The following is an 18111-nucleotide window of genomic DNA, read 5'->3' as shown; positions in this document are numbered from 1 at the left end:
CTTAGTTGCTTAGTAGTTATGGGGATCAGAATCCGAAGACCGGGCCCGACGGTGGTGCCAGCCTGGTCCCCGGCAGCGGACCCGTCAGGGCCTGCCAGTCGATCGGACGTCCCGGCGCCACCTGGAGCGCCGCCGCGAGCCGGTCGGCGCCCTCCGGCATCACCGGCCGCGACCACGCCGACAGGGCGGAGGCCACCGCCAACTGGGCGGCGAGCGCCGGGAGATGACGGCAGGAGGTGCTGGGACGGCACCGCTCGTGGGCGTTGACGTGACCGAAGTCGGCCGCCGAACGGACCATCTCGTCCAGGACGGCGACCGCCCGGCGCGGGTCGAAGGCATCGGGGCCGTACGCCTCGCGCAGGTCGTCGACCCCCCGGTGCAGCCGCCGTTCCAGGATCTCCCAGCCGGTGCCGCCGGGCAGCGCCTGCGGGGCGCGGCCGCCGCACTCCTCCCGTACGGCGGCGAAGAGCCGGGACAGCCAGCTGTTCCAGTTCTCGTCCAGCTCGCGCCGGGCCGCGGCGAGCCGCTCCCGCTGGAAGACCGTGCGGCGGCCGAGCGGACGGGCCTGGAGGACATGGCGGCGCAGGGTGTCGGAGCCGTACTCGGTGAGCAGGTCGAGCGCCCAGACGTTGCCCTCCTGGACGCCCTCCTCGATGACGTACGACTCGTTGACGTTGAAGTCCTGCGGCAGCTTGATGTCCTGCGCGAGCAGCAGCACCGGCAGCAGCACGGCGTGGCAGAAGGCGTGCCCGAAGCCGCAGAAGTGGATCGCGCGGCGGGGCAGCGGGCCCTTCACGTCGTAGCCGAAGAGGTGCATCGCGGCAGCCTCGAAGCAGCCGTCGATCCGGTGGTCGGGGAAGCCCTCGACGGGCACCTGGAGGCCCCACTCGGCGGGGTGGCCGACCGCGATGTCCGGCAGGCCGTCCTCGACGAGGGACTCGCACAGCGCGGCGAGGCGCGGCGGCAGGCCGGCCGTCGCCCAGTAGTCGGCCAGCGTCTCCCGGAACGGCTCCAGGGGTACGTAGAGCCGGCGGCAGCGGCGGGCCACCGCCGGGGTGTCGCAGAGCGCGCAGCGGGCGCCGATGAGGTCGCCGCCGTCGTTGGGACGGGCGCACTCGTGGCACATCCCACCGTCGCTGACCGCACCGCAGTGCGGGCAGCTGCCGGTCGCGTGCGCTCCGTACAGCCAGCGGTCGCACGGCTCGCAGTACGGGAGGAGGCGGGTGCGCGGGGCGATGACGCCCTGCGCGAAGAGCCGCCCGAAGAGGTCCTGCACCCAGCGTCCGTATCCCTTGTCGCGGCGCGGGCGCACGATGTGGTCGAACTCCACGCCCGAACGCAGCCAGTCCGCGGTGATCGCGGCACGGTAGCCCTCCGCGACCTCCTCGGGCTTGCGGTGGTGGCGCAGCGCCCGGACCTCGACGGAACTGGCGTGATCGGCGGTACCGGTGGTGAACCGGACCGCCTCTCCCTCGGCCCGCAGATAGCGGGTGAGGACGTCGGCGGCGACGTACGGCCCGGCGAGATGGCCGATGTGGAGTTCGCCGTGGGTGGCGGGAGGGGTCGCGGTGATCCAGACAGGGGTGCTCATGGGACCTCCTTGACGCTGTGGTGCGGTGGGCTTCAGCGGTCGCGATCGGCGGAGCGCTGTCGACGCAGGGCGGTCAGCGGGGCTCGAAGTGGAAGGAACGGATGAAGCAGTCGCGCGGCTGCTCGACGGCGTAGACGATGCATTCGAAAAGCGCCTGGGTGGTCAGCTTCTCGTCGGGTGCTATTCCGTCCGGATTCGATCCGTCCCATTCCGCGAAACGCGGATCGGAGGTCGAGAAGTCGGGCGGGAAGAGGGAGAAGACGCGGACCCCGGAGGGCCGCAGCCGGCGCGAGAGGATGTCGGCGAATCCGGCCTGGGCGCTCTTCGCCGCCCAGAAGGCCTCGTGGGCGACGCCGGCGGTCGCGGCGGAGGCGCCCTCGGCGTCGCGGACGGCGACCATGTTGACGATGTCGGGCCGCAGCGAGCCGCGCAGCAGCGGCAGGAAGTGCTTCACCATGAGGACCGTGCCGCCGGCTGTCGACTCGATCGTCTCCACGATCTCGGCGTCGCTGGCCGCCTCCAGGTCCATGCCGTCGAGCCAGCGGGCGCCGTTGTTCACCAACAGGTCGACCCGGTCGGTGTGTTCGCCGACCCGGGCGGCGAACTCCCGGATCTCGGCCGGCCTGCTGAGGTCGCAGCCGAACGCGTGGATACGGTCACGGGCCGATCCCATGACTTCGGTACGGGTGCGTTCGGCGGCCTCGACGGTCCGCGCCGAGACATAGACCTCGGCGCCGAGATGGGCGAATCCGACGGCGAGCGCGCGACCGAAATAGCGGGACGCTCCGGTCACGACGACACGCAGATTCTCGAATTTCATGTGTGTCTGCTCTCCCCACGGATACCGATTGCCGGTCCATTTCAGCGTGGCAGAGGAAAGGGACTCCGGGCCTGGTGAGAAGGGTGCGCGTTCACGCCGTTGCGTGGATACGCCACGGCAGTACGAGCCTTTCCAGCACCTCGGCGCGCTTGTGGTGGACGCGGACGCGGTCGGGCGCGGTGGAGACGGTGACGGTACCGCCGGGCGTCCGGACCTCGCCGTCCACGGGCGGGACGACGGTGCCGTCGAGCGCCCCGGCGGCGGCGAGGGCGGCGGCGCCGGTGAGGGCGAGCCGGGGGTGCCAGCCGCCGACGGTGAGGGCACGGACGGAGAGACGGCCGTCGGGACGGGTGGTGAAGGCGGCGATCTTGGGGAGGGCGGAGTGGGGCGGATACCCGAGCAGCCGTGCGGCGCGGGCCCGGAGGGAGAGGAGCCGGTCCTGGAGCGCCTCGCCGGGCAGGTGCCGGGCGTCGACGAAGACGTACGGGTTGCCGTACCGGACAAGGGAGACGGGGATGCCGTCGAGGAGGTCGAGGGGGCGGCCGGTGAGGAGGGTGCCGGGGGCGTCCGGAGCCTTGAGGAAGCTGAGTGTGTACGCGTCCCCGTCCGCGTGGGGTTCGCACAGCACGGTGTCGCCGGTGGTCACGGCCCGGACGGTGACGGGCCCGGTCCCAGGGCGTCCGTCGGCGACGACGCAGGCGAGGAGGGAGTGGCCGCAGCCGGTTCGGAAGTCGAAACCGCCGCCGGGGAGGGCCTGGACGAAGCGGTGGTCGAGGTCGGCCCCGGGGTGGGCCGACCTCCCGTACAGGGCGATCTTGTTCAGCCCGGCGTAGGGCGTGCCGGCAAGCGCGTGGCGCAGCCGCGCCAGCTCCCCGCCGAGCGCGAGGGCCCCGAGGGGCAACTGATCGAGCCGGAGGACGAGGGTGGGTCCGGGGGCGTCATGTGCCCGCACCACGGTGGCTCCCGTTGTGGGCACAGGTTCCGCAGGGGCGGTGGGGGTGCCCCCGGACGAAGCCGGGGGGAGGGTGGGCACAGGGGCGAAGGGACGGCCCGCAACGGGGTGCGCGGCGGTGGCGGACGCGGGTTCGGGACGGTGAGGTCCCGAGGGGTCAGGCCGCACAGCCGAGCGGGATTCTCATGCCCTGGACCACCTCCGTCCACAACTCGTGGACCGCCAGGGCCCAGAGGGCCTGGGCGTCGTGCCGGGAGGGGCGTTGCAGGTGGCGGGCCAGGAGTTTCTGGACGCGGTCCGCTCGGACCTTTCCGCCGAGGACCAGGCGGGCTGGGGAGAGGAGTTCCCGGACGGTGTCCAGGAGCGGGCTGCCCGGCGCGAGCATCGCCGCGACCGGCAGGGTGAAGGGCTGCTTCGGGCGGCGCAGGACCGCCGCGGGGAGCAGCTCCGCGCCCGCCTCGTACAGCGCCCGCTTCCCCGTCCGCGCCGCCGTCGGCAGCGAGCGGGCGTGTGTCACGACCGACGGCTGGCAGAACGGCATCCGCGCTTCGACCGCCCACGCCATCGAGAGGTGGTCGACGCGCCGCAGGTGGTACGCGGGCAGCCGCCAGCGCGTCTCGAACGCGGTCATCGCGGTGAGCCGGTCCGCGCCGACCGCCTCCGCCGAGCGCAGCTCCTGTTCGATGCGGTCGGCCGCCGAGCCCTGATCGGCGATGTGGGCGCGGTAGTTGGCGGTGTAGAGGTATTCGCGGAGGAGTCGGGGCGCGGCGGAGAGGGCGTCGGCGTAGGCGCCCGCCCAGTCGCTCCCGGCCCAGTCCGTGCCCGCCGGGGCGGTGAGCGCGGCGCGCATGCGGTCGTACCCGCCGAAGAGTTCGTCGGCGCCGTCGCCGGTGAGGGCGACGGTGAAGCCCTTCTCGCGGACGGCGCGGAAGAGTGCGTAGGTGGAGAGCGTGATGGGGTCGGCGTTGGGCTGACCGAGGTGGCGGACGGTGCGGGTGAGGAGGGAGCCGAGTTCGTCGGGGTCGACGGTGACCTCGTGGTGCACGGTCCGGGTCCGGCGGGCGACGGAACGGGCGTACGCGGCCTCGGAGTCGGGCCACCGGCCCCGGTAGGTGAGGTGGAAGGTGTGCAGCGGCGGTGCGTCGGTCTCGCGGGCGTGTTCGGCGGCGAGCGCGGTGACGAGTCCGGAGTCGAGGCCGCCGCTGGTGATGGCGCAGACGGGCACCTCGGCCTGGGCGAGCCGGCGCACCTCGTGGCGCAGGACGTCCTGGGTGTCGCCGACGGGGGTGGTCCGGTGGGGGCCGCGGCGGCGTACGACGGGTGCGGTGCCGGGTCGTACGAGGGCGGTGGCGCCGGGCGGCAGGACGCTGACGCCTTCGAGCGCGGTGTGCGTGGAGAAGGAGGTACGGGTGGCGAGGACGGTGTCGAGGGAGTCGTCGCGCGGGGAGATCCGTACTCCTTCGAAGGCGAGGAGGGCGGGGATCTCGGAGGCGAAGCGGGTGGAGCCGTCGTACGGGTCGTGGTGCAGGTGGATCGGCTTCATGCCCATGTCGTCGACTGCGAGCAGGAGTTGGGACCTGCCGGGGCGCAGGTCGAGGATCGCGACGGCGAACATGCCGTCGAGGTGCTCGGCGAAGCCGGGGCCGTACTCGGCGTACAGCGCGGGCAGCAGGGTGCCGTCGCAGCGGTCGGGGAAGCGGTGGCCGCGGGCGGCGAGGGTCCGGCGGAGCTCGGCGTGGTTGTAGATCTCGCCGTTGAGGACGGCGAGGATGCCGGGGAGGTGGGGCAGCCGGTAGGGCTGTTGGCCGCCGCAGGGGTCGGTGACGGCGAGTCGGTCGCAGCCGAGGGACCAGCCGGGCCCGCTGAGCACGTGGTGTTCGTCGGGTCCGCCGTGGCGCTGGCGGGCGGACACCGCCGCGAGCTGGGCCGGCTCGGGGCGGTCCGCCCCGGCGGCGAAGGAGCCGAGAATCCTGCACATGCCGGTCACCCTCCAAGCGCGTTACCCGTCACATCCAATGATTTGAATCTACCAAGTTTTTGAATGGCGCGTAAGTGCCATGTCCAGTTCACGCCACGGCGTGGCCTTGCGACGCCCCTGCCACCCCAACAGGCTGACCACATGGAGGACTTCGACGACACCGACCGCACCGACCGCACCGCCCCGGCGTCACTGCTCGTCGTGGCCGCGCACCCCGATGACATCGAGTTCTGCGTGAGCGGCACCGTCATGCAATGGATCGAGCGCGGCACCCGTGTCACGTACTGCATCGTCACGGACGGCGGCGCCGGTGGTTACGACGAACAGCTCCCCCGCCAGGCGATGGCGGATCTGCGCCGCGCCGAACAGGTCCACTCCGCCAAGCTCAGCGGCGTCGCCGACGTCCGCTTCCTCGGCTACCCCGACAGCTTCGTGGAAGCCTCCGTGGAACTCCGCCGCGACCTGTGCCGGGTCATCCGCGAAGTACGCCCGCAGCGCGCGATCATCCCCTCCCCCGAGATCAACTGGGCGCGGGTCGCCGACCTCCACCCCGACCACCGCGCGGTCGGCGACGCCTGTCTGCGCGCGGTCTACCCCGAGGCCCGCAACCCCTTCGCCCACGCCTCCCTGCTGAAGGAGGAGGGCCTGGAGCCGTGGACCGTCCACGAACTGTGGCTGATGACCGGGCCCACCCCGAACCAGTACGTGGACGTCACCTCCGTCTTCGACCGCAAGGTCGAGGCCCTGCGCATCCACACCTCCCAGACGGCTCACTTCGACGACCTCGCCGGCCTCCTGCGCACCTGGCTGGGCGAGCACGCCACGGCGGGCGGACTGCCGCCGGGCCGGATGGCGGAGGCGTTCCAGATCGTGCACATCGACTGAGCGGAGGGAGCCGGCGGGGCAGGAACGGCACCGGCCGGGTTCCGCCGTGTCGGCGGAACCCGGCCGGGCGGCCCGGCGCCGCGCCGCTGGGGCGACGGACACCGGGCTCGGCGGGCGCTGCGGTCAGGAGACGCCCACCATGACGCGGTGGTCAGCAGGCGCCGAGGTCCTGCCAGACGCCCCACTGGCCGGTGGTGCCGGGCTCCTCGCCCGTCGTCCACCACTTGGCCTTCCAGGTGTGGCCCTTGTGCGAGACCTGCTGGCCGCCGGTGTAGACGGTCGAGGTGACCCACGGGGCCGCCGTGCACGCAGTGGTGCCGCCGGTGACGGTCAGCGTGAGCACCGCCGCGTGGCCCGCCGAGGGGCTCGCTCCGTTGACGACGATCTGGTACGTGCCGGAGACCGCGGCGGTCGTGGTGTTCACCGTGAGGGTCGAGGAGCCTCCGGTCGTCACCGAGGTGGGGCTGAGCGAGGCGGTGACGCCGGCGGGCAGTCCGCTGACCGTGAGGTTCACCGTCTGGGCCGAACCGGCGGTGACCGCGGTCTTCACCGTGGCCGTGGTGGAGGAGCCCGCCGTGACGGTGGCGGAGGCCGGCGATGCGGTCACCGAGAAGTCGTCGGCCGGAGCGGTGGTGCCGCTGGTGAACGGCGCGAAGGCGTGCGAGAAGTCCCAGGTGTTCTGCTGGATGCCGGAGCAGTTGTCCGCGGCGGCCCCGCCGGGGCAGCTTCCGTTGTCCCGCTGGAGCGCCCAGAAGGAGAGCATGTTGATGCCCTTGGAGACCGCCCAGTCGTAGACCGTACGGGCGTTGGCGAGGGTGAAGGTCTCGGCGGGACCGAAGTCGTCGACGCCGACCATCTCGGTGATGCCGATCATGCCCCAGAGCTGGGCGGGGGTCTTGGTGGGGTAGAGCTTGGCGAGCTGGCCGTAGAGGCCCTGGGCGGCGGTCTTGGTGTCCGCGGCCATGTCGTGGGCGGCGTTGTCGTAGTAGTCGAAGGTCATGAGGTTGACGACGTCGACCCGCGCGCCGTTGGTCACGGCGTTCTTGAGCACGGCGAGCCCGCTGGCGGCGAGGCCGTGGGTGGTCGTCGGGAGGGTGTACGAGATCTGGATCTGGCGTCCGTTGGCGGCGGCCCAGTCCTGGACGAGCTTGATGGCCTTGTTGCGGCGGTCGATGCCGGCGGTGTTGTCGAGCGCGTCGACCTCGATGTCCATGTCGAGCCGGGTGACGTCGTAGGTCGTGATGACCTTCTCGTAGACGGCCGCGATCTGGCTGACGTCGGTGCAGCTGTCGGCGATCTCGGTGCCGGTGGTGTCGGCCGCGTACCCGCCGAAGGAGGGGATGACGTCGCCGCCGCGGGACTGGATGGTCTTGATGTCGGCGCCGAACGAGGCCGGGGCGATCGGTGTCCCGGTGTCGCCGTTCCAGTACGCGGTGCACGAGCCCTTCGCCGCCGTCTGGAGGAACGCCATCGTCAGGTGCTTGGCCCCCGACTGGGCGCTGAGGGCGGCCGGGCTCTCCCCGGTCCAGGCCTCGAAGTACGGGGCGAAGACGTGCTCGGGAAGCGGCGTCGCCGCCTGGGCGGGGGCGGTGGCGGTCGCCGCGAGGCCCAGGGCGGCCACGGCGGTCGCCGCGGCCGTGAGGGCGGAGCGGAGGGACCGTACGCGTCTCATCATGGCAATCCAATGACTGTGGGGGGCGGGGGTGTGCGCCAACACCGTTGGGGCGCACGGCTTTTGACCTACGGAAACCCCGCCGCCCCAGCCACGTCAATGACTTGGGCGACGCTTGAACAAAACATGGACTAGACCAATTTGCGTGGTCGTTGCGTGGCGCATCCAGTGAAGGTGCGCGCGTACTGGACCGATGCGCGCGAGCGGACGGATTGGTCCAGTGAGCCACGCCGACGACGCCTACGACGGGACGTGCGGGCGGAACGTCAGGTGCGCCGGGTCCAGCGCGTGCAGGAAGTCCGTCGCGTCGAAGAGGCTCGCGGGGGCCAGCGCACCGGGCCCGGTCGCTCGGCCGTCGAGGATGCGGGTGGCCGCCTCCACCACCAGGGGTGCGGTCACCGCGTAGATGTCCTGCCCGGACGCGCTCGCGCGGCGCTCCTCGCCGCCCCTGCGGACGACCACGTCGACGACGAAGGTCTGCGCCGAGCGCCCGTGGGCGTCGACCGCCGTCGGCGGCGGCGTCCCGGGGTCGCGCAGGTCGCGCAGGGGCGTCTCGTTGATGAGGACGCGAATGTCCGGGACGCGCACGTGGCGGGAGACGGTGACCTGGTCGGCGGTCGTGTACTCGACGACCTTCTGCTCGCCGAAGGCGCCCGGGAACTCCCATACGAACGAAGCCGGTTCGGCGGCCGGCGGGACGAAGCGGCCACCCTTGTAGACCGCGTGCCCACCGGCGTTGCTCCGTCCCGTTCTGCGGGTCCCCTCGGTCGGCAGCCAGCTGTCGAGGGCGATCGCGATCGTGATCTCGTCGGCCTCCTCCCAGTCCCCCTTCGCCGCGCCGACGAGCAGGTCGCCGAGCCCGCCGTAGAACGCCATCGCCGGCACGACCGCCACTCCCGCCTCACGGGCCCGGTCGGCGTACCGCTCGAACGTGGCCAGGACGGCGGACTGTTCGGCGGCGACGTCCAGGTAGGGGATGCCGGCGCGCAGGGCCGCGTCGATCACGAGGGGCGCGGTGGCGGCGAAGGGACCCGCGCAGTTGACGACCACGGCGGCGCCCGCGAGTGCGCGGTCCAGGGCCGCGGGGTCGGCCAGGTCCGCGACCCGCGCCTCGGCCCCGGGATGGGCCCGGGCCACGGCGTCGAGCCTGATGGGGTCGCGGCCGACGAGGAGGAGGCCGAAGCCGCCGCGTCGGCTCAGCTCGCCGAGGACGAAGGCGGCGGTGTGCCCGTACGCGCCGATGACCGCGACGGTGGGGAAGAGGAAAGGGGTGGGCGTGGGGGTGGGGTGCTGTGTGCTCATGGGGCGGCATTCCTTACGACGGGCGGAAAGGAAGCGGTTCCTCCGCGGTCCGGCGGGTACCTGGCGTGCATGTCAACGAGCTGGCGTTGGTTCTTCCTGGCCGTCTTCGTCGTCTGGACCGTCTTCGCGCTCCAGTGGACGGAGGTGGGCTGCGACTACCCGGAGGCGTATCTCGCGGTGGTGCGCTTCGGCTCCCCGGAGGGCCTGGAGTTCCTGCCGGCCTGCGGAGGCTGAGACGCCCGGGACCGACGGCGGCAGGCGTCACGAGCCCGCCCGTTCGGCACGACACGCCCAGGATCCACGACACGCCTAGGATCGAGGTATGACTGCTCGCTGCGGTTCGTCGCTGTCGCTCTGGTCGCGGGACTCGTTCCTGTCCATCGGCTCGGTCGGGTCGACGCTCTCGATCGGCTCGGTCGGCTCGTTCCTGTCCGTCGGCTCGGTCGGTTCCGCGCTGTCGGCCGGCTCGGTGGGTTCCTGGGCGAGCGTGGGTTCCCTGCTCTCCGCCCAGTCGTGCTGGTCCGTCCTCTCCTGGCGCTCACGCAGGGGCGTCCTCGCGGCGGGAGCGGTGCTCGCCGTCGCGGGAGCGGTGACCCTGACGGTGGCGGGAGCGGTGACGGCCGCGGGTTCGGTCACACCGCGTCGATCTTGACCTTGAGGGCGCCCAGGAGGCCCTGGAGGAGTTCGATGGTGGCCTCGTCGACGAGGTTGCCGGCGGCGTCGAAGCGCTCGTACGAGTTGAAGACGTGCACCTCGGGCTTCACGACGACGTCGGCGTCGACGCAGACGAAGATCTGACGGAGCGCGAGCTGCGCACGGACCGTGCCGAAGGCACCGGGTCCGGCGCCGAGGATCGCGGTGGGCTTGCGGCGCAGGGGCACGCCCTCGGAACGGGTCCAGTCGGTGCTGAGCCAGTCGATCGCGTTCTTGAGGACGCCCGGGATGGAGTAGTTGAACTCCGGGGTGGCGATGAGCACTCCGTCCGCCTCCGTGACGCGGCGGCGGAGCTCGTTCACGGCGTCGGAGCGCCGCTCGGGGGTGTCGAGGTCGAGGTCGTACGGCGGGATCTCGCGCAGCCCCTCGTAGATCTCGATCTCCAGGCCACCGGGGTTGAACTTCTGGGCGGCGCGCAGCAGTTGCGTGTTGTGCGAGTCGGCGCGGAGCGAGCCGGAGATGGCGAGGATCTTGGACGCGGTCATGGGATGCCCCCTGGCTGATCGGGTGGAGCCGGCGAGTTCCGGGCTCCGACGACCAGAAAGCTAAACCGATCGGTTCAGTCTGTCAACCAAACAGTTCAGTCTTGACAGTGAACTGAATGGTGTAGTTCATTCGACCCATGGCCACCACCAGCTCCGAAGAGGACTTCAGGCGCGATCCCACGGCGGCGAACGGGGCCGGGACCCCGACCCGGAGGCCGACCCGGGGCCCGACCCCGACACCGACCCGGACCGGTCTGCTGCTCGCCGCACTCGCCGCGCCCGCCGCGATGGGGGTGTCCGGGGCGAGCCTCGCCCTGCCGGATGCCGCCCGCGAGCTGACCGTCTCCCCCGCCTCCGCGGCCTGGCTGATGACCGCCTTCGGGGTCGGCATGGCGGTCGGCACCCCGCTGCTCACCGCCACGGCGGGGCGGCGGCACGGCCCCGCCGGGGTCATCGGGGCGGGCGCCGTCCTCGTCACCCTCGGCGCGGCCCTCGTCCTCCTCGCCCCCGGCCTGCCCCTGGCGGTCGCCGGGCGTGCCCTGGAGGCGGCGGGAGCGGCCGGCCTCAACGTCGCGGCCTTCCAGATGGCCGGCCGCGACCGCTCGGGCCGCACCCCCGGCCTGGTCGCGATCGGCAGCGCGGCCGGCGGCACGGCGGGCCTGTTCGCCGGGGCCGCGGTGGCGGGGGCGGCCGGCTGGCGCGCGGCCCTGGTCCTGCCGCTACTGAGCCTGCTCGTCGTGCTGCAGGCGCGGAGGTCGGCGGGCAGCGGGCCGGAGACGGTCGGGGACGAGGGTGCCGACGAGACCCGTACCACCGGACGCCGGTCCGTTCTCCCCCTCGACATCCTCCGCGACCGGGGATTCCGCACCGCCGCCGGGCTCATGCTGGCCGTCTCCACCGTCAACTTCGGCCTGCTGTACGCAGCTCCGCGCCGCGTCGCCGCGCTCACCGGCTGGAGCTCCGTGGAGACCGGTGCCGTCGCCTCGCTGGCCGCGCTCGCCGGCGCCCTGCTGTCCTGGCTCCTCGTCCGCGCGGCGCCGACACTCGGGCCCCGCCGCGTCCGTCTCGTCCTCGCCCTCGGCTCGCTCGGCGCCGCCGTCCTCGCGGTGAGCGCACCCTGGCCGGTGGCCGTACTCCTCGCCTCGGGGACGAGCGCGCTGGCCACGGCCGGAGGTCAGGGGCTGCTCACGGGCGCCGCGGCGGAGGGGCTTCCGGCGGCCCGGCACGGCCTCGCCATCGGCCTGTTCAACCTGGCCTTCCTGATCGGCGTCGCGGCCGGCCCGGCCCTGGCGGCGTCCCTGTAGGCACCTCTACAGCTTTGCAGACCAAACCGTTCAGTTCATATACTGGCGGTCCCGCCACCACACCTAAGGAACACCCCATGGGCGCCGGAGCCGAACGCCAGTCCGACTCGACCGACGCGACCGACGAGTACGGCATCCCGATCATCCCGGACCCCGCCGACGCCGCCTCGCGCAAGCGCCAGGCGATCATCGACGCCGCCCTCGCCGAGTTCCTCGCCGAGGGCTACTCGGCGGCCTCGATGGACGCCATCACCCGCGGCTCGGGCGTCTCCAAGGCGACGATCTACAAGCACTTCGGCAGCAAGGAACGCCTGTTCCTCGCCGTCATCGGCGGCGTGCTCCCGAAGACGTACGCGGACCTGGAGCCCTCCAACTCCACCCTCGCCGACGCCCCCGACCTGCGCGCCGCCCTCGTCCGGCTCACCACCGACTGGGCCCGCATCCTGCTGCGCCCGGACATCATGTCGCTGCGGCGCCTGGTGATCGGCGAGATAGACCGTTTCCCGCAGCTGGGCCAGCTCTGGTACCGGGTCAGCTACGACATGAACAACGGCCCGCTCGTCGAGGCCTTCACCGAGCTGAACGCGCGCGGCGCCCTGGACGCGCCCGATCCGGCGCTCGCCGTGCAGCAGTTGGTCGCCGCCACCGTGGGGGTGCCGCAGCTCGTCCGTACCTTCTCGCCCGACGCCGAGATCGACGACGCCGAGCTGACGCGCGTGATCAGCTCGGGAGTGGATCTGTTCCTGGCTCGGTACGCCGCCCGTCCCTGACGTTCCTCATCTTCCTCCCCCACGCCCATACGAGCAGGGCCGCCGCCCACGCCCCCGTCGTGAGGAGCTGGGTGCGGCTCGCCGCGTCGCCCAGCATGAAGAGCAGCACCCCGCCGATCCCCGCGAGCGCGAGCACCGCGCGTACGGAAGGACCGTGCAGGCGCAGGTGGGAGGCGGCGATCAGCGCCCAGACGAGGAGGATCGCGGCGCCGATGGAGTTGAGCAGGAACGGGAAGACCGTACGCGGCCAGAGCAGGCTGAGGACGACCGAGACGAAGCCGAACGCGGCGGAGGCGAGAACGGCTGTGTACGGGACGCCGGCCCCGGTGCGCACCTTGCCGAGGGAGCGGGGTGCGTCGCCGCGTCCGACCAGGGCGTACAGCATGCGCGAGGAGCCGTAGATGTTGGCGTTCATCGCCGACAGGAGCGCGACGAGGACGACCGCCTTCATCAGGTCGGCCGCGCCGGGGACGCCGATGCTCGCGACCACGGCGGCGTACGGGCCTTCGGCGACGCCCGGGGCGTTCCACGGGACCAGGGTGACGATGACGGCCATCGAGCCGAGATAACAGACCGCGACCCGCCACATGACGGCCCGTACGCCCGTGCGCACCGCCCGGACCGGGTCGTCGCACTCGGCCGCGGCGATGGTCACGGTCTCCAGGCCGCCGAACGCGAAGACGGCCGCCACCATGCCGACGGCGACGCCGTGCCAGCCGTGCGGCAGGAAGCCGCCGTCGCCGAGGAGATGGGCGGTTCCGGGGGACGGGTGGCCGGGCAGCAGGCCGGCGAGGACGACGGCACCGAGCACGAGGAAGCCGAAGATCGCGGCGATCTTGAGGCCGGCGAACCAGAACTCCAGCTCGCCGAAGTGCCGTACGCCCGCCAGGTTGCTCACGGTGAACACGCTCATGAAGACGGCCACCCACGCCCAGCCGGGCACGGCCGGCACCCAGCCGCCGACGATGTGCGCGGCCCCGACGGCCTCGGCGGCGACGCTCACGACGAGCAGCGCCCAGTACATCCACCCGGCGAGCAGTCCCGCCCACGGCCCGAACGCCCGGCGTGCGTGCTCGGCGAACGAGCCGGTGACCGGGTCGGCCACCGACATCTCGCCGAGCATCCGCATCACCAGGACGGTCAGGGCGCCGGCGAGCACGTACGAGACGAGGATGCCGGGCCCGGCGGCAGCGATCCCGAACCCCGAACCGACGAAGAGCCCGGCGCCGATCGCGCCGCCCAGCGCGATCATGGCCAGATGCCGTTGCCGCAGACCGGCGCCGAGTACCCGCCCTGTCATGATTCCCCCCGAATTACAGACGACCAGCGGAGGAGCTTGGCTGATCATCGCCCCGGAGAGCAAGCCGGTTCAGGACATGAGACGCCGAGACGTCCCGGGACGCCCCTCGGAACCGTCGCCGGCCGCCGCGAGTCGTCGCCGTGAGTCGTCGCCGTGAGTCGTCGTCAGCCGTCTTCCGCGATCCGCTTGATGTCCGCGAGGCGTCGGTCCCAGTCGGCGGCGAGGGCGGCCATCCAGCGGGCCGTCGCGTCGAGCGCGGCCGGGCGGACCGCGTAGCGGACCTCCCGGCCGACGCGGGCGGAGGAGACGAGCCCGGCGGTGTCGAGCACGGTCAGGTGCTTGACGATCGCCTGGCGCGAGACAGGCAGACGGGCGGCGAGAGCGGTCGCGGTGGCCTCCCCCTGCTCGGCGAGGAGGTCGAGCAGCCGACGCCGGGTGGGGTCGGCGAGGGCGCCGAGCACACTGTCGGTGGAGGACTCGGCCGCCCCCGGCCCTTCGGGGAGTTCCCGCGTCACGACGACGGGGCCTGCTCGGCACGCTTCTTGAACGCGTCGAGCACCTGGGGCCAGCCATCGGTGTTGTTCCGTACGGCCTGGGTGCGCAGCTCCTCCGAGCCCGGGAGCGCGGCGAAGCCGCTCTCGACGACGCGGAGCCGGGTGCCGCCGTCCTCCTCGGTGAGGGTGAACTCGACGAGGGTGGTGTTGTCGTCGGTCAGCTCCTTCCCGGAGAAGGCACTGGCCCAGCGGTACGCGACGTAGGTCGGCGGCTCGACCTTCTCGACGCGTACGGGGAAGGTGCCGTGCGCGGAGTTCTTCGCGACCATCGACTCCCCCTCGCGGGCCGTGGTCCCGGCCAGGCTCCCTTCGTCGGCCACCCAGAAACCGGGCTGGGCGACCAGGGTCCAGACGCGCTCCAGAGGTGCGTCGATGAGGGTTTCGCGCTCGATCCGGTCCTCGCTCATGGGGGACTCCTTCTTCGCGTAGGAAGCGCCACCTGAAAGTGACTGCAACCCCAGAGTTGCACATGCACCTCCCAGCCGCAACTGTACGGTTGCACCTCGGGCGGGGGGGTGGTTGCTCACGCGCGGCATCGGAAACCTCCGAGTCAGGCGGCGCCCGGCTCGGCCACCGGCCACGCTATTTCCATCCGGTTGTCCGGGTCGTTCGGAGTACCGGTCCAGCGGAGGAAGGTCGAGCGGACCGGGCCCGCGAAGGCGAAGCCGTGCTCGGCGATCCAGTTCGCGACGGCGTCGTACGCGGTGAGGATCTCGGGGAAGGCCGTCGCCGCGCCCTCCACCATGGTGCAGGCGTACGTGCACTCCGGGTCGTCCCGTACGGACATCCCCTCGCCCAACTCCCCCGGCTGCGCGCCCGACTCCCAGAACGGCAGGCACGCCTCGACCAGGGTTTCGTTCTCCTCGTCGCAGATCCCGTGGTACCGGACGAACGCGGGCCCGGTGAACGTGAGCGGCCCCCGGCCCGCGACCGCGTAGAGCTCCTCGTAGGCGGTACGGAGGAACGGGTCCAGGCCGTGGTGGTTCACCGTCGCGCCGACCACGAGAACGCGCTCGGGGGTGCTCTGGCGGAGGGTGACACGGTGGTTCATCTCGGCTCCTTCGGTCGGTCCGGTCGGTCCGGTCGATCCGGTCGGACCACTCGGTCCGCTCGGTCCGCTCGGTCCGGCCAGTCTCGTCAACAGGCTGTGGACGACGGAGCGCTGGACGTCGAGCCGACGCTCGGCGGCCCCGAGGTGTGCTCGGAGAGCCCGTTCGAGGTCGGCGGCATCGCCGCCGCCGTCGCCGCCCGCGAGCAGGGCGCGCACCCGCTCGACCGGCATGTCCAGCTGCCGCAGCGCACGGACGAGCTGTGCGCCGCGGAGCTGGTCACGCCGGAAGTAGCGGTAGCCGGTGTCCGGATCGACGAAGGCCGGTGTCAGGACACCGCTTGCGTCGTAGTGCCGCAGCGCGGTGACCGAAAGGCCACTGGCCTGCGCGAACTGCCCGATCGGCAGCAGATTCGTCCTGTCCACGAGAGGAGACTGTGCCGTCTCCGGTAACCCGAGAGTCAAGCCGTGGACGTGGAGGAATCAGGAGCGGGCCACGAGCCGTACCGCGAGGACCACGATCAGCGTGCTCGACGCGAGCACCGTGGCCAGCCGGCCCCGGCTCCCCGTCAGGGTCCGGCCGAGCAGCGTCCCGCCCAGGGCGAGGAGGAGCTGCCAACTCGCGGAGGCGACGGCGGCCGCGACGACGAACGCGATGCGGTCGGGGAGGGTGGCGGGCGCCGAGGGGCCCGTCGCGAGGATGAGCGCGGCGAAGTAGATCACCGTCATGGGGTTGAGGATCGTGATCCCCAGGAAGGTGAGATACGCGCGGGCCGGGGTGAGTTCCGTCCCGTCGTCGCGGGAGGCGAGCCCGCCCGTCCGGTACGCGGCGAGAGCCACGTGCGCCGCCCGTACGGCGAGCACCACGAGCACCACGGCCGAGGCCCACCGGAGCGGGGTCATCACCGGGGTCAGCAGCGGCACCAGCGCGGAGCCGCCCGCCACCGCGAGGAGTGCGTACACCCCGTCCGCCGTGGCGACGCCCAGAGCCGCGCCCCCGCCCGTACGCCAGCCGGTACGGGCCGTGACGGCCACGAGGTAGGCGCCGACCGCGCCGACCGGGATCGCGATTCCGTAGCCGGCGAGCAGGCCGGCCACCACTGCGGCGGTCACGCGACGGCGGGGATCGCGCCTTCGGGGGAGCCGGGCTGCTGCTGTCGGCGGTAGGCCGAGCCGTCCTTGGTCCGGGCGAGGAAGCCGCCGATCACGAGATAGCGCCGCAGGGCGGAGAAGTCCTCGTGGACGGTGAGCAGGGCCTGGTTGACCTCGGGCTCGCGGTAGTCCCGACCGGCCTCGAAGAGGGTCTCGGCGAGGTGGGCGAGGAGGGCCTCGCGGCGGGCGGGCCTACGCGGGATCGCCTTGAGGCGCCCGTCGGCGGAGAACAGGTCCGCGACGGGTCGGGAAGGATGACTGGTCATGGCGGAGAAGCCTGACGGCCACCGACCCCACCCCGCAAAGGGTTTTCACTCCCGTCGGCCCCGGCGGACGTTCGGGGGGCGATCAGAGGATTCGTCCCCTCACTTGAGGATGACGCTCACGGCCTCCTGCACGGTGGGCAGGATCGTGCGGAGACCACCCTGGTCGAAGATCGGCTTGGCCTTCTCCACGAAGGCGAGGAACGCGTCCTCGGAGTCCCAGAAGTCCACGATCCGCCATCCCCCGCTCCCGTCGGGCCCGGCGGCGTGCGCGATGAACCCGGCCGGCGGAAACCACTCGGCGGCCTTCAGGAGCCGCGTGGTCTCCTCGTACTGCTCCTGGGTGCCGCCGGGGATCTCGACGGTGACGATGACAGCCATGTCGCTGCTCCTGTACGGGGATGGGGATGAGGGTCGGGGGGGATCCCGACCAGCACACCAGCGAGCAGGGCACCCCGCACCGCAACACGCCCCGAACGAGCTACGCGGTCGTCAGCCCGCGGGGAGGACCTCCACACCCCGCGCTGTGAGCTGCTCGACCACCGAGTCCCGCGGGTCGGCGTCGGTGATCAGTCCGCTGATCTCTTCCCAGGGCAGGACGCGGAACCGCGAAGCGGTGCCGATCTTCTCGGAGGAGGCGAGGACGTAGGTGTCCGCCGCCCGGGCCGCCAGGGCCCGCTTCATCGCGGCCTCCTCGGCGTCGCCGGTGGTCAGTCCCGCGTCGGGGTGAACCCCGGTGACACCGAGGAAGCAGAGGTCGGCGGAGACGTTCTGCGCGGCCTCGACGGCGGCCGCGCCGCAGGCGACCGCCGAGTGCTTGTAGATGCGGCCGCCGATGAGGAAGACCTCCACCTGTGGATGGTCGATCAGGGCGGCGGCGATCGTCGGACTGTGCGTGATCACCGTGCAGGCCAGATCCTGCGGGAGCGCGTGGACGACGGCCAGGGCGGTGGTGCCGCCGTCGAGGATCAGCGCACCGCCCGGCCGCACCAGACCGGCGGCCACCTCGGCCACCTTCCGCTTGCCGTCCGGGGCGACGGACTGCCGGGACCGGTAGTCCGCCACGGCCGGCGAAACGGGCAACGCCCCGCCGTACACCCGCTGGCACAGTCCCTCGCTCGCGAGGTCGCGCAGGTCACGCCGCACGCTGTCCTCGGAGATCCCCAGCTCGGCGGCGACATCCTTGGCGACGATCTTGCCCTCACGGGCGAGCAGTTCCAGCAGGTGGTCGCGCCGTTCGGCAGCCAGCATTCGCGTTCTCTCCTGTTCTTGCACGTTTCTGCATGTATCGTAGCGCGCCATGACCGAGATCCCGACGCGT

20 protein-coding genes are annotated in these 18111 nt (G+C 72.3%); 5 read left to right on the top strand and 15 right to left on the bottom strand.

Annotated features, from left to right (window positions below; genetic code table 11):
* Window positions 1-25 precede the first annotated feature (25 nt).
* The 4 genes from OG514_RS15400 to asnB all read right to left on the bottom strand — a co-directional run bounded on the left by OG514_RS15400 (window position 26) and on the right by asnB (window position 5341).
* Window positions 26-1591, bottom strand: coding sequence for a class I tRNA ligase family protein (locus OG514_RS15400; RefSeq protein WP_266894915.1), 1566 nt, complete (start codon window positions 1589-1591; stop codon window positions 26-28).
* 73 nt (window positions 1592-1664) lie between these two features.
* Complete coding sequence (locus OG514_RS15395; RefSeq protein WP_266894913.1) at window positions 1665-2411, bottom strand: SDR family oxidoreductase; 747 nt, start codon at window positions 2409-2411, stop codon at window positions 1665-1667.
* Window positions 2412-2502: 91 nt separating this feature from the next.
* Window positions 2503-3366, bottom strand: a complete 864-nt coding sequence (locus OG514_RS15390) for a hypothetical protein (protein ID WP_266894911.1) — start codon at window positions 3364-3366, stop codon at window positions 2503-2505.
* A 154-nt stretch (window positions 3367-3520) separates the two neighbouring features.
* Window positions 3521-5341, bottom strand: a complete 1821-nt coding sequence (asnB, locus tag OG514_RS15385; RefSeq protein ID WP_266894909.1) for an asparagine synthase (glutamine-hydrolyzing) — start codon at window positions 5339-5341, stop codon at window positions 3521-3523.
* Window positions 5342-5482: 141 nt separating this feature from the next.
* On the opposite strand from asnB, the gene OG514_RS15380 reads away from it, so the two are divergent.
* Window positions 5483-6226: a PIG-L deacetylase family protein gene (locus OG514_RS15380; RefSeq protein WP_266894907.1), complete on the top strand. Its 744-nt coding sequence runs from the start codon at window positions 5483-5485 to the stop codon at window positions 6224-6226.
* A gap of 151 nt (window positions 6227-6377) precedes the next feature.
* Here OG514_RS15380 and OG514_RS15375 read toward each other — a convergent pair whose 3' ends face one another.
* Together OG514_RS15375 and OG514_RS15370 are read right to left on the bottom strand one after the other, a co-directional pair.
* Complete coding sequence (locus OG514_RS15375) at window positions 6378-7898, bottom strand: chitinase (RefSeq protein ID WP_266894905.1); 1521 nt, start codon at window positions 7896-7898, stop codon at window positions 6378-6380.
* Between the two features lie 240 nt (window positions 7899-8138).
* Entirely contained in the window at window positions 8139-9200 is a 1062-nt protein-coding gene (locus OG514_RS15370) for a trans-acting enoyl reductase family protein (RefSeq protein WP_266894903.1), read from the bottom strand.
* Window positions 9201-9269: 69 nt separating this feature from the next.
* Here OG514_RS15370 and OG514_RS15365 point away from each other — a divergent pair, with 69 nt between their 5' ends.
* Together OG514_RS15365 and OG514_RS15360 are read left to right on the top strand one after the other, a co-directional pair.
* The gene (locus OG514_RS15365; RefSeq protein ID WP_266894901.1) at window positions 9270-9434 is read left to right on the top strand and encodes a hypothetical protein; all 165 of its coding nucleotides are present in this window, start codon (window positions 9270-9272) and stop codon (window positions 9432-9434) included.
* A gap of 88 nt (window positions 9435-9522) precedes the next feature.
* Window positions 9523-9852 (top strand): hypothetical protein, encoded by a 330-nt coding sequence (locus OG514_RS15360; protein ID WP_266894899.1) that lies wholly within the window; start codon window positions 9523-9525, stop codon window positions 9850-9852.
* Here the strand turns inward: OG514_RS15360 and OG514_RS15355 are convergent.
* The gene (locus OG514_RS15355; protein ID WP_266894897.1) at window positions 9833-10399 is read right to left on the bottom strand and encodes an NADPH-dependent FMN reductase; all 567 of its coding nucleotides are present in this window, start codon (window positions 10397-10399) and stop codon (window positions 9833-9835) included. The genes OG514_RS15360 and OG514_RS15355 overlap by 20 nt on opposite strands.
* Window positions 10400-10536: 137 nt before the next feature.
* On the opposite strand from OG514_RS15355, the gene OG514_RS15350 reads away from it, so the two are divergent.
* Entirely contained in the window at window positions 10537-11703 is a 1167-nt protein-coding gene (locus OG514_RS15350; RefSeq protein WP_266894895.1) for an MFS transporter, read from the top strand.
* A 77-nt stretch (window positions 11704-11780) separates the two neighbouring features.
* Window positions 11781-12473 (top strand): TetR/AcrR family transcriptional regulator, encoded by a 693-nt coding sequence (locus tag OG514_RS15345; protein ID WP_266894893.1) that lies wholly within the window; start codon window positions 11781-11783, stop codon window positions 12471-12473.
* Here the strand turns inward: OG514_RS15345 and OG514_RS15340 are convergent.
* The 8 genes from OG514_RS15340 to OG514_RS15305 form a co-directional block, all read right to left on the bottom strand.
* Window positions 12424-13773, bottom strand: a complete 1350-nt coding sequence (locus OG514_RS15340; protein WP_266894891.1) for an amino acid permease — start codon at window positions 13771-13773, stop codon at window positions 12424-12426. The genes OG514_RS15345 and OG514_RS15340 overlap by 50 nt on opposite strands.
* 164 nt (window positions 13774-13937) lie before the next feature.
* Window positions 13938-14288, bottom strand: coding sequence for a helix-turn-helix transcriptional regulator (locus tag OG514_RS15335; RefSeq protein WP_266894889.1), 351 nt, complete (start codon window positions 14286-14288; stop codon window positions 13938-13940).
* Complete coding sequence (locus OG514_RS15330) at window positions 14285-14734, bottom strand: SRPBCC domain-containing protein (RefSeq protein WP_266894887.1); 450 nt, start codon at window positions 14732-14734, stop codon at window positions 14285-14287. The genes OG514_RS15335 and OG514_RS15330 overlap by 4 nt, the downstream gene beginning before the upstream one ends.
* Before the next feature lie 143 nt (window positions 14735-14877).
* Window positions 14878-15801, bottom strand: a complete 924-nt coding sequence (locus OG514_RS15325) for a MerR family transcriptional regulator (RefSeq protein ID WP_266894885.1) — start codon at window positions 15799-15801, stop codon at window positions 14878-14880.
* A gap of 57 nt (window positions 15802-15858) precedes the next feature.
* Window positions 15859-16488: a LysE family transporter gene (locus OG514_RS15320; protein ID WP_266894883.1), complete on the bottom strand. Its 630-nt coding sequence runs from the start codon at window positions 16486-16488 to the stop codon at window positions 15859-15861.
* A complete protein-coding gene (locus tag OG514_RS15315; protein WP_266894881.1) occupies window positions 16485-16793 on the bottom strand; it encodes a DUF2087 domain-containing protein in 309 nt (102 codons plus the stop codon). The genes OG514_RS15320 and OG514_RS15315 overlap by 4 nt, the downstream gene beginning before the upstream one ends.
* A 99-nt stretch (window positions 16794-16892) precedes the next feature.
* Window positions 16893-17171 (bottom strand): antibiotic biosynthesis monooxygenase, encoded by a 279-nt coding sequence (locus OG514_RS15310; protein ID WP_266894879.1) that lies wholly within the window; start codon window positions 17169-17171, stop codon window positions 16893-16895.
* A gap of 111 nt (window positions 17172-17282) precedes the next feature.
* The gene (locus OG514_RS15305; RefSeq protein ID WP_266894877.1) at window positions 17283-18041 is read right to left on the bottom strand and encodes a DeoR/GlpR family DNA-binding transcription regulator; all 759 of its coding nucleotides are present in this window, start codon (window positions 18039-18041) and stop codon (window positions 17283-17285) included.
* Between the last annotated feature and the right edge of the window lie 70 nt (window positions 18042-18111).

The sequence above is a fragment of the Streptomyces sp. NBC_00572 genome (assembly GCF_026341815.1).
GTDB lineage: Bacteria > Actinomycetota > Actinomycetes > Streptomycetales > Streptomycetaceae > Streptomyces.
Note: the sequence above shows the minus strand (reverse complement) of the source record. Positions and strands in the feature narration are given on the sequence as shown.